Here is a 12,689-nt window from a genome sequence, read left to right as displayed (position 1 = left end):
TACTGGGCAGCCTTTACGAGAAAAAAGAAGATTATACGTATGCGCTTGAGTGGTAGATACAACACTTCAAACTGATCGGGCGCCAGTTGTTGTGCAGAAAACAGCTTTTGTTCAGCCGTTTGGGTATCATCACGTTCTAATGACACGATGGCAGTCAGCAGGTAGTACAATACGTCGAGTCCGAACTTCTTTTCATAAACTGCAAGCAATGCTTCAGCTTCGTCCAATTGCCCTGCTTGAATACGTTTTTTGATCTCCTCTTTGGCGAGGAACTGATTCTGATCCATGATATGCCTCAGTGATGAAATGTCCTACTTAAGGGTGTTCTTTTCCTTGATGGCCTATGAATAAGTAGCTTTTCCGGCCTTAAGGGCGATAAATCAAATGCTATTCCAATCGGTGCGCTTGGCTACCTGGGGGGGCTGCCAACCAACAAGCCACAGAAACTCTTCTGGCAACAGGTGCTTCTTGCTCTGCAAAAAATCAAAAGCTGCTTTTTGCTCACCCGACAACTGTGTCTTTCGGGATCCATCAAGCAAAGCGGCCATCATATCTGCTGCTTCTTTGCCCTTGCTGTACGATTGCAGCAATACGTCTCCCCTGTTGCGCAATATCTGCTGAAAGATGGCGGTCCGCAGCATGCCCATTTTGAACAGGTAATATGCGCCAACAAACATGGAAACAAGATGCATCACAATTTTGTCGAGCGAATACGAGGCTTTGGAAGACAATGAGTTTTGCTGGATAAGCCGCATATACATGCCACGTTCTTCTACGTACACTTTGCGATCGGGGTACTTTGCGCACAGTCGGGCGAGAAAGGTGTAGTCTTCGCTCACCTTGAAAAACGTTTCAGGGTAAATCCCATTGATATCGCTTGTGCGGAATACCGAGCCAAGTCCAAGTAATCGCATCTCGCCGGTTTTCACGAGAAAGGTCAGGAGCTCCCGCCCGGTTTTGCCGTGGAATTGCCGGCGGTCGTACTGGATACGGTGCGCAAGCTGCTCATTAAACGCAGCAACATCAGGCATTGCAGTAAACAGTACATCCGGATGCAGGTTGAGTCGCTGACTCGAACGCGTCAGGAATGCCGCGCCGTCCGTCATGAAGTCGTCGTCGTCACAAAACACAACGCCGGGTGTTTCTGCCCGCGCTATACCAGTGGCCCGAGCATAGCCGGGTCCCTGGTTCACTTCGTAACTGTGGACGTGGATGTGCTCATGGGGTGCGACCAGGGTATGCAGATCTGATAACATAGCCTGCGCCGGCCCGTCACATACAAGCTGGAGCTTGAGGCCATCCCAAAACCCCTCTGCTATATAATGCTGCAGAAATTTAATGCGGTTGTAGAATGGCATCACGACGGTTACGTCTTCAACCGCGAGATCTTTTATGGTTGGCTGTGCCGCTACGTGCGGATTAAGCGTTGTGGTCAACATGAATTACTTAGGCTAGCATGATAAGAGATTCTTTTCACAGACAAATTTCCTGCCGCCTGGCCTACCTTGAGAACGCAGCCCAAACGCTCCGATACGGGTCTTTTGTACGGGCAATTTCTGCCCCGAACCTTGGAAAATAAATTCCCACACGGCAGGGCTGCCCTCATCCCTCCCTTCAAGTCTACCCCCCATCATTCATGCCCGGGTATTTCAGTCCTTCAACTGGCTGAAAGGGCCAAATTCAGCATAAAAAGCCTATTCCTGCACCCGAAACAAAGGGTCACCCAGCATAGATTTGAGGCATGATGCCTGCGCATTGGCAAGTCCTTTGTTGGAAGGCGTGGCAACCTAACTACAGATTACCATGCTACTCCGACTAGAAAACAGTTATAACTCAATGGCTGCGAATATGCGGCACATTGAGCGCATTGCAAATAATCTTGCAAACGCAAACACGGTGGGATACCGTCAGGATCGGATCTTTACGGAAGTTCTTAATGAAGAAATTGATGCAGAAGGCGCTCCGGTGAGCATGCGCAAGATGCAGCAGTGGGCAGACCACCGGGCCGGCGGCCTTGAAACAACAGGCAATCCGCTCGACGTGGCAATCGACGGCGAAGGCTTCTTTGTACTGAATAACCCGGAGACCGGTGAATCACAGTACACCCGGGCCGGCCGGTTTCTATTGAACGAAGACGGTGCCCTACAAACCGCCGGCGGCCTTGTTGTCGAAGGTGCCTCCGGTCAGATCGACCTCCCTCCTGAAGGAGGAGACATCGAAATCCGCAAAAACGGAGACCTCCTGTTCAATGGACAACTGATGGGTACCATTCGGGTGGTACAGTTTGACAACCCTGAACAATTGCAGCGTATCGACACCGCTTCCTTTGTAGCCAACGGACAAATCCCGACTGACATTGAAGACCCCTCCCTGCTTCAGGGACAGGTTGAAATGAGCAACGTCAATGCATTGGCTGCCATGACCGAGTTAATTGAAAACTCGCGGCTTTTTGAATCACAGCAAAAGGCCATGCGCACCATTGATATGTACCTGCAACGTGCATCGCGTGAACTCGCAAGGTTCTAGCGCCAATTCCTGCACTGCACTTCTTCTTATGCTATAACCTCAAGACCAATTTAACCTCATGTTAAGAGCACTTCGAACCGGCGCACTGGGTATGATGGCCCAGCAGAGAGGCGTCGACAATATTGCAAACAACCTTGCAAATGCGAACACCACAGGCTTCAAGCGTGCAACGATCGTGTTCAACGACCTGCTGTACCAAACCGTATCTGCTCCTGGTGAAGGACAGAATTCCGGCGCAGCTGCACCGGCAACCCTGCAAATGGGACACGGTGCAACGGCCATAGCAACCGTTCGCAACTTCCTACAGGGCAGCTTTACAGAAACCAGCAATCCGCTCGACATCGCCATCAATGGCGAAGGCTTTTTGCAGGTTGCTAAACCAGACGGCACCGTAGCTTTCACAAGAGACGGTACGTTGACGCTGAGTTCAGAGGGGACCATCGTGACCCAGGGTGGCCTCCCTCTTGAACCAGAAATTTCTATTCCACCTGATGCCTCGCGGGTTACCATCGGGCAAGATGGTACGGTTGAAGCATACATCGAAGGTGATGCACAACCGGTAATCCTTGGGCAAATTGAACTGGCGCGCTTCAACAACACCGCAGGATTGCAAGCCATTGGCGGCAACCTCTACATGGAATCAGCCGCCAGCGGTGAACCCATTATCAGCACAGCCGGCGAAAATGGCCTCGGTGTCATCCGGCAAGGATTTGTTGAAAGCTCAAACGTAGCTGTTGTGCAGGAAATGGTAAACCTGATCACGGCACAGCGTGCTTACGAAGTCAATTCCAAAGTGGTCACCACAGCAGACCAAATGCTGTCTCAGGCCAACCAGATCAAACGATAGTCTGACGCGCACCCGGTCATCTGGTTAACGGATGGCCGGGCAAGCCGCTTGCCAGCCATGCATTTCCTGATATACATAACCCTTTTGTTGCTTGCCCCAGCCCCCCTGCTCGTTCCGGATGAGCCGACGCTGCAGGACCAGATCCTGGAAGCAGCCCAAAAGTCGCTTTTCACCCGGTTTCCGGATGCAGCAGACCGACTTGAGGTCCGCCTGCTGCGGACCGGCGGAAAGCTTGACGCTAAAGTGCCTTTGCAATTGCATTTCCCGGCATCCACAGCGTTGCCGCGGGCCCATGTGCAGGTGAAGGTACACCAGCAAACACCACAGGGCTGGCAAGAACAGGGATGGGCGATGCTGTACGTGGCGCATTTTGATTCTGTGGCCGTGGCAACACGCACCCTGAAAAAGGAAACGCCTGTGGCAGCAAACGACCTTCGATTTTTATGGATGGAGACCACACGGTATCGTGGCGATCCGATGACGCCGGCAAAACTACAGGCGCTCTCGGTACGCGGTGACATCTTCGCAAGCAAACATCTTGCTGAAGACCGCGCACTGCGTGCAGACGACCTCCGTCCGGCGCTCGATGTGGCCCTTGGCGCATCGGTCATCATGACTTACAAACGCGACCAGTTCATTCTCGAATTTACTTGCAAGGCAAGGAAGGCCGGCTTCGTCAATGACGAAATCAAACTTTTTGCCCCTGCAACCAACAAAACATACCGCGCCCGCATAACGGGCCCAGGCAAAGCGGTATGGCTCGAAACGCTCGAATAACCATGACTAGAAGTTTTAATATTTCCTGGGTAACTGGCATGACGTTGCTCCTGTTAGCACTCGCCGTGTTGCTTAGCGCACGGCCCGTAGCAGCACAGCAATCGCTTTATGCAGACATTACGGCTTTTCGTGTTGGCGATGCCCTCACAATTCAACTTGCAGAGCGTACCTCGGCCCAAAGGAAAAGCGGTTGGGAGCGGTCAACAAGCTCCAACCTTGGCGGAGCAGGTAACGTGAACGGTGCCGAAAATATAAGCGGCAGCTTTGGCGTCAACGCCACCTTCAACAACCAGGCGCAGAAAGAAAACGAATCCGTTCAGCGCGACTTGCTACAAGGTACCATGACGGCCCTGGTGGTCGGCGTTGATTCCCTGGCTGGCAACCTGCTGATCGAAGGAGAGCGCTCGCTGCATGTCAATGGCGAAACACACATTCTGAAAGTACAGGGCTCCGTGCGTCCGTTTGACGTGAGCCGCAACAACACCATTCTCTCTTATCAGTTGGCAAACGCCATCATCGAATACAAAAAAGCAGGGGGCATCAAACGTGCTCTCATGGGCCCTGGCGCACTCGCCGGTGTAGCCACATTGCTTGTAGTCGGCGCAGCCATCGCAGTAGGATCCAATTAAAATATCGCACGCATGTACAACTACAAGTATTTCTTTTTAGCACTGCTACTTGGCTTACTGCCTGCCCAGGGTTACGCGCAAGACGGCGATGTTGTCCGTCTTAAAGAGCTGATTCACATTGAGCAGGCTGCCCCGATGCAGCTTACCGGTTACGGCCTCGTCGTAGGCCTCGACCGCACGGGCGACCGCGCCCGCGGCAGCAGGGGCGCGCCGCATACCATTTCTAGCATCACAAACATGCTGCAACGGTTTGGCATCACCGTGGACGCCCAGTTGCTGACTTCTCGAAATGCAGCAGCCGTGATTATTACGGCCAGCATAGACGCATTCAGTAGCAATGGAAGCACCCTCGACGTAACCGTTTCTGCGCTGGGAGATGCACGTTCACTCTCAGGCGGTGTGCTGATACAATCTCCGCTTGTCGACCCGTCAACAGGTGCCGTTTACGCCATGGCGCAGGGTCCCATTTCTACAGGCGCCATTCTGGCATCGAGTCATGGGACATCGGTTCAGATCAACCATACCAATACCGGACGTATCCCAAATGGCGCAGTTGTGACACAGGCGATTCCAATCGACCTGACCAATGCAGCCAACCTGAATCTGGTGATGAACGAGCCCGACTTCACCAACGTAACCCGCGTGGCCGAAGCCATCAACAACACCTATGCTGATGCCGCAACGGTAACACACGCCGGCCTCATTGATCTGGCAGTACCGGCTGATGCTGGTGGTGTACCGGCCCTCATGGCTTCTTTGGAAGAAATGACAGTGGCCATCGATGTACCGGCCCGCGTGGTGGTGAATGAACGCTCCGGTATTATCGTCGCTGGCGGAAACGTGAAAATCAACGAAGTACTGGTCACCTATGGTAGCATTGTCATTGCCACACAGAGCGACCCTTTTGTGTCACAGCCCAATCCTTTTGGACAGGGTGAAACGGTTGCCGGCGCAGCGGGCTCAGCTTCGATTGAGGAAGATGGCACCAAATCTGTCGTGCTCGGCCCCAATGCCGACGTCAATCAGTTGGCAGCAGCTCTCAATGACCTGGGGCTAACCTCCCGGGATGTAATTGGCATTTTCCAGGCCATCGATCGCGCCGGCGCACTGCAAGGCGAACTCGTCATCTTATAACCTATCTGAACATGGACATCTCAGCACTTCAACAGGCTTCCTATACGGCCCAAAATACCAACCCGGCCCAGGCAAAAACTCCGGAAGAAGCTGCAAAAACCTTCGAAAAGGTACTCGTAGAGCAGTTTGTTAACGTGATGACGGAGCAGCTTTTCAAATCCAATCTGTCAGGAGACGATGGACCTGGCTGGATGAAGGCCTATGGCGATACACAACGCCGTGTAATGACCGAGGTACTCAGCGAGCACCTCGTAGACAACGGCACCTTCAACATTTCTGAGCTGGTACTTAAGCAGTGGCAACAACAGTAACCAGCTGACAACATGAGTGCACGCCGGCTGACGCACAGCCCTGTGCTCGCACGTGCCGAAAGCAGGACATCAATATCTAATTCAATTCAGGAATCATGGATAAAAAAGAAAAACGAGCAACGATCAAGGCCCTCGCCGAACAGTTGGCGACTGGCTTGCAAGGAGAGCGCAAAGCCCTGAATGGCATCAAACTGCACGTCGACCGCCAGCTCAGTGCCCTTCGGCAACAGGATCGCGAACTCATCGAAGACACAACCCTCCTGACAAGTCAGGAAATCAATTCGCTCCAGAAGCTCCGCAACCAGCGCGAGCAAATTATCAGCAAAATGGCCCGGTTACTCAACCTCAGCAAAGACAAGCAGAAGTTGAAGTCGCTCGTCATTGCCCTTGCTACCGAGTTGCCCGACCGGGAGCTCAAAGCACATCTTGCAGAATTGGCGGCTGAACTGCCTGAAGACGCAGCATCTGTAAAAGAAAGCTGTAAAGAGCTTGCCTATTCCCTGCAGTATGCCCTGCACCTGGGCCAGTCGTTAATTGAAGCCATTCACGGCGCAACTTCGCCCCCGCCGGTCCAAATCTATACCGCAACGGGCAACAAAAAACTGTCTTCCAACCGTCGCATGATGATCAACAAAGTTGGTTGATCTGCACCTCCTGAATCTAAACTTACAACGGCATCATGAGCATCAATCAACTCATTGAACTGACCCGACGGTCGTTTGAGGCGAGCACCGCAGCCATCAACACCATTGGGCAAAACATAGCAAACGAACAAACTGAAGGATACCGCCGGCGGCGGGTTTCCTTACAGTCAGACGCCATTACCAGCAACGGCGTCCAGATCCAGGTTCCAAACAATACAAGCCTTGGCCTGGGCGTTTCCGTACAGAGCATTGACAGCATCCGCGACCACCTGCTTGCCTCTTCCGCATGGGAAGCCCGGGCCGGCCTCGGTGCAGCTGATGAAGAATCCCGGTTGCTTTCTGCGGTAGAAAACCTCTTGCCCGTCAACGTAGACGGTTCGCTGTCCGATGTGCTGAATCGATTCTGGAACGCGTGGAGCGACCTGGCCAGTAATCCTGAAGATATCGGTGTCCGGCAAACCCTGCTTGCACGTGGGAATGCCCTTGCCGGCACGTTAAACCGTGTTGGAGGTGATCTCGACCGCCTGAATGCACAGATCGTTGATGACCTTGACGCTGCAGTTACAGAATTCAATACCAAGCTACAACGCGTTGCTGAACTCAATGTGGGTATCCAGGCTGCCCGGGCCAACAATGCGCCAGACCTCATCGCAGAAGATGAGCGGGCACGGCTTGTTTCCGACCTTTCGGAACTGGCGCCGATCAATGTGGAAGTGACCGAACTGGAAACATACCACATCACCGTAAACAGCGTAACCGTTGTGCAAGGGCGCGACTTTGAGCCCCTCACACTCGACACGCTTGGCAATCCGCCAACCCTCACGTACGAAACTTCTGGCCTCAGCTACAATGCGCCAGCAGGGGATGATGGACGCATCGGCGCCCTGCTTCGCACCATCAACTCGACGATGGCAGACACGCGGCAAAACCTCGATACGCTTGCAGCTTCGCTGGTTGACCGCATTAACACCCTGCACGCGGGCGGGTTTGGGCTTGATGGCAATACCGGCCGCAACTTCTTCGACCCAACCGGTACGGCAGCCGGCACCATCGCCATTTCTGGTGATATTTCTGAAGCGCGGTTCATCGCAGCCTCAGATAACCCGGATGCAACAGCTACGGGCGACAACGACATTGCAGCCGCCATTCTCGGTGAGCGCACCGCTACGCAAGTAACGCTGAGCGACCAAACATTCGAAAACTTCTCAATCTCGATTGTAAGCAATGTCGGGAGCCAGCTCGAGTCTGCCAATGCGCAGTATGAAGGCCACCAGGCAGTTGTAAACTATCTGGATGCACTCGAGCGCGGGGCGTCCGGCGTTTCAGTGAATGAGGAATTAACCAACCTCATCCAGTTCCAACAGTCCTTTGCCGCAGCTGCCCGCGTGCTGAATACAGCACAGAGCATGTTCGATACGCTACTGTCAATCTAACCGGCTGTGGCCTTATTGGCTGCTCGACCTTATTGGCCGTCTACCCTGCGGGCTCTCTAAACTGGCCACCTGACGGCATCTTATCAATCGCAATTCCTGCAGGCCTGTTTGCGCCTGACCAAAACAAGAAATCATCATGGACTCTACTCCTCTTTCACGCGCAACAAGCCTGTCTCAGGCTTCTATTACAGATAGCCTGAATCCGAAATTGCGGGAGCTTGCGCAGACCCAGGAGCGCCTGAGCACCGGCCGACGCGTAAACCGCCCTTCGGATGACGCAAGCTCGTTCCAGAAAGCCCGTCAACTGGAAGTACTCGAACAGCGCTATGAGCAATACAACCGGGCAATTACCGATGCGCGCGCCTGGCTCGATCATACGCAGGAGAACCTCGACCTCGTTACCGATGTGTTTGCTGAAGCCTATGACCTGGGTGTCCGCTCCACCAACTCAACGCTTACCGAATCTGAACGCGATGAAATTGCAACGGCACTGGAAGGGCTTATGGAGAACGTTGTTGAGCTGCTAAACTCAAAAGCCGGCGAAGAATACCTCTACTCTGGTACTCGTACCGGTGTAAAACCTTTTGACTTCGACGCTGCAGATCCGGCAAGTGACGCCGCAAATGTGGTGTATTATGGCAATGGCGATGCGGTGGAACGTCAGATCGGCCCGGACGCTAACCTTGATATCAATATCGACGGCACACGTGCCATTAGCGTCGACCAGGACAGAGACGGCGCAGCTGACTTTACAGCAACTGAAAGCATCCAGAACATGATTGATGCCTTGCGCGCCAATGACCTTGATGCCATGAAAACGGGTATCGATCGTATTGAAGCCAGCCGCGACCACTTTATTAACCTGGGATCAGAAGTAGGCAGTGTGGTAAACCGCCTCGACCTTTCTGAAAGCCAGTTGGCTGAGGCGTCGATTGCTGTTGCCCGTCAGCGCTCGGATGTAGAAGAAGTTGATCTTGCAGCTGCATTACTCGACTTCCAGCGCGCACAAACAAATTTGCAAACATCGTTGCAGCTCACAGCCACAGTTCTCCAGGAAACCACGTTACTGAATTTCATCTAGGTTTTTTGTAGCACGTCAACCTGGCTTTATGCCCGGGATTCTCCGGCCCTATTGATAGCACATACCGTCATGATCAACTCTCTTTCTCTTGAGCCCCAGCATTCCTTTCTGGCAAACTACAAAATCCCTGTAGTACCGCCGGGCACAGCACCAAAAAAGTCTAAACAGCCGGCAACGCCGCTGACCGCTTTGCAACAAAAGATGGCAGATCCCCGTGCGCGCTCCTTGCGCATGATTCTGAACACCGGCAGCAACATGGCTGATGCTGAGAAAGCAGAGTTGAAGACGGGACTTGCCGTATCGATGTGGCAAGCCGGCAAAAGTGAGCAAGCCATAAAACTGGCTGATCAGTCGCTGGCTATTTTCCCCAATCAGTGGATAGCCCATTGCATCAAAATTGAAGTGATGATGGCACGACACAAATACGAAGCGGCTTATGCGTATCTCATGGGCACCAAAGTATCAAGCCGGACCGCGGGTTGGGATCATGGTCTGTCGAAAAAAGAAATCCACCGTTGCGCGGCATCGTGCCAGTGGCGGTTGAAAGCGTGGGATGAAGTGGACAAACACTTGCGCATTGCGTACCCCAAAGGTGTCAAAACAATGCCAACCGGCTTGCAGGAAGACTGGTTCAGGCTGGCCCTTTACCGGCGTCAGCCCGACGATGCAGCAGAAGCCGCAGCGCTTTTGGCCGGCAGCAACACACTCGAATTTACAGATGCGTTGTTGCAAACGCTGGTGCAGCAGGGCTGGTCGGGCAAAGCCCTGCCCATTTACCGCCGGGTTTATGCCAAGCAACCCCGCAACGAACTCCTCCGCCGGCGCCTGGTCGCCCTCTGCATCCGCGAAGGCGAAATCGAGGAAGCCCGCAAACTGACAGAATCCGGCGCCCTGAACTTGAATCCATAAGTCCTTTGTATGGCTATGGAATGATTCCTCTATTGCCAACTATCAAGTCCAGGCAACCGCCTCTCTCGAGAGGAGCGGTCAGGATGCAGTCGTGAGCGGGGTGTGTCCACGCGGCGTTGCGTACTTCGCAGCCCCTTCCTCATGCTGCCCGGCGAAGTCACCAGCCATCCCCGCGGATACCCAATCAAATAGAGATCGAAAAAGAATTCCGAATTTTGAAGGCCACTTTCACTCGGCATTCAACACTCCCCAAATTCGGCGATTCCAAAAAAACCAATCAATTTTTTAAGCACTGCCTTTAGTCGTCATCCCATCCGACGATATAGAGTCCAGGGCAGATAATTCCTGCGATCAGAGTCGACGCGATAACCGATCTGTAAAAAGCCGGCCGCGGATAGGAGTTGTCACCCGGACCCAAAACCCACGCTTGACCTGTAGATGGTCGGCACATTCTACCACCCATTCATAGTGAGCAAAGCTTTGGCTGATGCAACCACGAATTCCAGTAAATGTGCACCCTTTTACAGTTTCAGGCAACACCACACAGGTATCTACCATCCCTGTAAACCCATACCAATACACAGTCACCGCGTTGACCAGGTCCCACAACTCACGTTTCTGAATGACCCTCCGGGTCGCTTAAGCAGCTGTTGACAAAGCCTGACACCGCACACATAGACTGACCACTGGTAATCTGTATTTCAGCCCATTGTTTTGAAAAGCAAGTGCTTTTGAATCACAGGCCGTTTGACCAGAGCACCCACAATTTCCTAATCGCTAGCAGTTTAGGAAAATGTTACCCGAAGGTCATTCCATGTTCGACACATTGTATAGTTCGATTACGGCCTTAGAGAAGCCATAAACGAAAGTATGGACTACTGATCGATACCTGTCCCACAAGGCATGCGAACCGATCGCATTACTTGCCGGCGAGCTGATCGCCATTGCCATCAGGATTGTTCGCACCAGTCCCGTTGTGCAAATTCATCTACCAAGCCTAAATATTCGGAGGAAGAATCATGGCATTTGGAGATTTGACACGTGTAAACACCAACATCCAGTCCATGCAGTCTCTTTTTGAACTGCAGAAATCAAACTCAGAGCTCGGCACGCGTCAGTTGCGTCTTGCAACTGGTTCTCGCATCAACGCTGCGGAAGATGATTCAGCTGGATTCTCAATCTCTATGAAACTCGAATCTCGGGTTCGTGGACAGGCTCAGGCACTTGCCAACATCGGCGACGCCAAAGCTATGCTGGGTATCGCAGAAGGCAGCCTGACAACGATTCAGGAAATCCTGATGACGATGAAAGAAAAAGTAATCCAGGGTGCCAATGACACACTGGGTAGCTTTGAGCGTCGTTTGATCGACAACCAGCTGAACGCCCTGTCTACAGAGATCAACTCAATCGTGAGCAGCTCTACGTTTAACGGCGTATCTGTATTCACCACAGGCGCATTCAGCTTCCAGGTTGGATCTGCAGATTCAGATACATTCTCTGTAACTGTTGGTGCACTTTCAACTGGCGCATTGAGCGTAGGCTCAGCGGCTGTAAGCGTATCTTCAGCCAACTCAGCCAACACAACACTGGGCAACATCGACACAGCTATCGAGACCATCGCGTCTACGCTGGCCAGCCTTGGTGACAACCAGGCCGCCCTTACGTTCAAAGCTGAGAACCTGAACATCAACATGATCAATCAGGAAGCCGCCCGGAGCCGGATCTCAGACGCCGACTTCGCAAAAGAGCAGATCGAAATCGTGAAACTGCAGATCCTGCAGCAGACCGGTGTAGCTGCCATATCTCAGGCAAACCTTGCTCCTCAGGTTGTACTCTCCCTCCTGTAGGACAAGCAGACCTTTCTGTAAGCACAAAAGCCGTGTTCGGGGTTACCCGGGCGCGGCTTTTTTTGTGAGGAGTGAGGAGTGAGAGGTAATGCTTAGAGGGTCGGTTTTTACTTCGTTGGTCTTAATGGAATGCGAAGATTCAGTTGGTATGCAGCTTTCGCCACAGTCTCCCTCCCCTCCATCACAAGCATGTTAGACCTTAGTATCTCAGTCTGCCCAGATTCTTCGCAAGGCTCAGCATGACGGTGTGAAGTGCCCGAGGAACGCCTCCCCTTTCACAGCACCGCAACCCCTTCGACATTCAAAATCCCTTGTTCGGTATCAAGGGTGTTCAGAAAAAATAGTAGCTGTCAAAGTTCAGTTCGTTATTAGCAATTTAGTGTGCTGGACGTCCACCAAATGCGCGGCGATGTGCGAGGGACTTTTATCGAAGCGTTTTCCTGAATAAAATTCAGGAGGCCTTGAGCGTATGGCGATAAAAGTGCGTTTTTATTTGGTGGTGCCCTTTTCTTTGGTTCGTTTCTTTTGGGCGAGCAAAAGAAATGAACGTA

The 12,689-nt window shown here is 52.7% G+C and carries 13 protein-coding genes; 11 read left to right on the top strand and 2 right to left on the bottom strand.

Annotation, left to right across the window (positions count from 1 at the left end; all coding sequences use genetic code 11):
• Together AAF564_21870 and AAF564_21865 are read right to left on the bottom strand one after the other, a co-directional pair.
• Positions 1-287: hypothetical protein (locus AAF564_21870; protein MEM8488214.1), on the bottom strand; the 287-nt coding region annotated here is incomplete at its 3' end.
• A 93-nt stretch (positions 288-380) separates the two neighbouring features.
• On the bottom strand, positions 381-1,439 hold the full coding sequence (locus AAF564_21865; protein MEM8488213.1) for a glycosyltransferase family 2 protein: 1,059 nt from the start codon (positions 1,437-1,439) through the stop codon (positions 381-383).
• Between the two features lie 364 nt (positions 1,440-1,803).
• On the opposite strand from AAF564_21865, the gene AAF564_21860 reads away from it, so the two are divergent.
• From AAF564_21860 to AAF564_21810, 11 genes are all read left to right on the top strand, one after another.
• Positions 1,804-2,526: a flagellar hook-basal body protein gene (locus AAF564_21860; GenBank protein ID MEM8488212.1), complete on the top strand. Its 723-nt coding sequence runs from the start codon at positions 1,804-1,806 to the stop codon at positions 2,524-2,526.
• Positions 2,527-2,584: 58 nt separating this feature from the next.
• A complete protein-coding gene (gene flgG / locus AAF564_21855; protein ID MEM8488211.1) occupies positions 2,585-3,373 on the top strand; it encodes a flagellar basal-body rod protein FlgG in 789 nt (262 codons plus the stop codon).
• 57 nt (positions 3,374-3,430) lie between these two features.
• Complete coding sequence (locus tag AAF564_21850; protein MEM8488210.1) at positions 3,431-4,150, top strand: flagella basal body P-ring formation protein FlgA; 720 nt, start codon at positions 3,431-3,433, stop codon at positions 4,148-4,150.
• Between the two features lie 2 nt (positions 4,151-4,152).
• Positions 4,153-4,779: a flagellar basal body L-ring protein FlgH gene (locus AAF564_21845; protein MEM8488209.1), complete on the top strand. Its 627-nt coding sequence runs from the start codon at positions 4,153-4,155 to the stop codon at positions 4,777-4,779.
• 12 nt (positions 4,780-4,791) lie between these two features.
• Positions 4,792-5,913, top strand: coding sequence for a flagellar basal body P-ring protein FlgI (locus AAF564_21840; GenBank protein ID MEM8488208.1), 1,122 nt, complete (start codon positions 4,792-4,794; stop codon positions 5,911-5,913).
• Positions 5,914-5,924: 11 nt separating this feature from the next.
• Positions 5,925-6,224 carry a hypothetical protein gene (locus AAF564_21835; GenBank protein MEM8488207.1) on the top strand — a complete coding sequence of 100 codons (300 nt, stop codon included), beginning with the start codon at positions 5,925-5,927 and terminating at the stop codon, positions 6,222-6,224.
• Positions 6,225-6,319: 95 nt separating this feature from the next.
• Positions 6,320-6,868, top strand: coding sequence for a hypothetical protein (locus AAF564_21830; protein MEM8488206.1), 549 nt, complete (start codon positions 6,320-6,322; stop codon positions 6,866-6,868).
• A 35-nt stretch (positions 6,869-6,903) separates the two neighbouring features.
• Positions 6,904-8,301, top strand: coding sequence for a flagellar hook-associated protein FlgK (gene flgK / locus AAF564_21825; protein ID MEM8488205.1), 1,398 nt, complete (start codon positions 6,904-6,906; stop codon positions 8,299-8,301).
• A 136-nt stretch (positions 8,302-8,437) separates the two neighbouring features.
• A complete protein-coding gene (locus AAF564_21820) occupies positions 8,438-9,382 on the top strand; it encodes a flagellin (GenBank protein MEM8488204.1) in 945 nt (314 codons plus the stop codon).
• A 69-nt stretch (positions 9,383-9,451) separates the two neighbouring features.
• Complete coding sequence (locus AAF564_21815) at positions 9,452-10,291, top strand: hypothetical protein (protein ID MEM8488203.1); 840 nt, start codon at positions 9,452-9,454, stop codon at positions 10,289-10,291.
• 1,019 nt (positions 10,292-11,310) lie between these two features.
• Positions 11,311-12,138, top strand: a complete 828-nt coding sequence (locus AAF564_21810) for a flagellin (GenBank protein MEM8488202.1) — start codon at positions 11,311-11,313, stop codon at positions 12,136-12,138.
• Positions 12,139-12,689 lie beyond the last annotated feature (551 nt).

It is taken from the genome of Bacteroidota bacterium, from assembly GCA_039111535.1.
GTDB lineage: Bacteria > Bacteroidota > Rhodothermia > Rhodothermales > JAHQVL01 > JBCCIM01.
This window is presented reverse-complemented; position numbering and strand designations above follow the sequence as displayed.

What these genes read in the sequence shown, in the direction of transcription:
- flgG (MEM8488211.1), top strand. Translation starts at nt 2,585, where the DNA reads ATGTTAAGAGCACTTCGAACCGGCGCACTGGGTATGATGGCCCAGCAG.
- AAF564_21845 (MEM8488209.1), top strand. Translation starts at nt 4,153, where the DNA reads ATGACTAGAAGTTTTAATATTTCCTGGGTAACTGGCATGACGTTGCTC.
- AAF564_21860 (MEM8488212.1), top strand. Translation starts at nt 1,804, where the DNA reads ATGCTACTCCGACTAGAAAACAGTTATAACTCAATGGCTGCGAATATG.
- AAF564_21835 (MEM8488207.1), top strand. Translation starts at nt 5,925, where the DNA reads ATGGACATCTCAGCACTTCAACAGGCTTCCTATACGGCCCAAAATACC.
- AAF564_21830 (MEM8488206.1), top strand. Translation starts at nt 6,320, where the DNA reads ATGGATAAAAAAGAAAAACGAGCAACGATCAAGGCCCTCGCCGAACAG.
- AAF564_21820 (MEM8488204.1), top strand. Translation starts at nt 8,438, where the DNA reads ATGGACTCTACTCCTCTTTCACGCGCAACAAGCCTGTCTCAGGCTTCT.
- flgK (MEM8488205.1), top strand. Translation starts at nt 6,904, where the DNA reads ATGAGCATCAATCAACTCATTGAACTGACCCGACGGTCGTTTGAGGCG.
- AAF564_21810 (MEM8488202.1), top strand. Translation starts at nt 11,311, where the DNA reads ATGGCATTTGGAGATTTGACACGTGTAAACACCAACATCCAGTCCATG.
- AAF564_21815 (MEM8488203.1), top strand. Translation starts at nt 9,452, where the DNA reads ATGATCAACTCTCTTTCTCTTGAGCCCCAGCATTCCTTTCTGGCAAAC.
- AAF564_21850 (MEM8488210.1), top strand. Translation starts at nt 3,431, where the DNA reads ATGCATTTCCTGATATACATAACCCTTTTGTTGCTTGCCCCAGCCCCC.
- AAF564_21865 (MEM8488213.1), bottom strand. Translation starts at nt 1,439, where the DNA reads ATGTTGACCACAACGCTTAATCCGCACGTAGCGGCACAGCCAACCATA.
- AAF564_21840 (MEM8488208.1), top strand. Translation starts at nt 4,792, where the DNA reads ATGTACAACTACAAGTATTTCTTTTTAGCACTGCTACTTGGCTTACTG.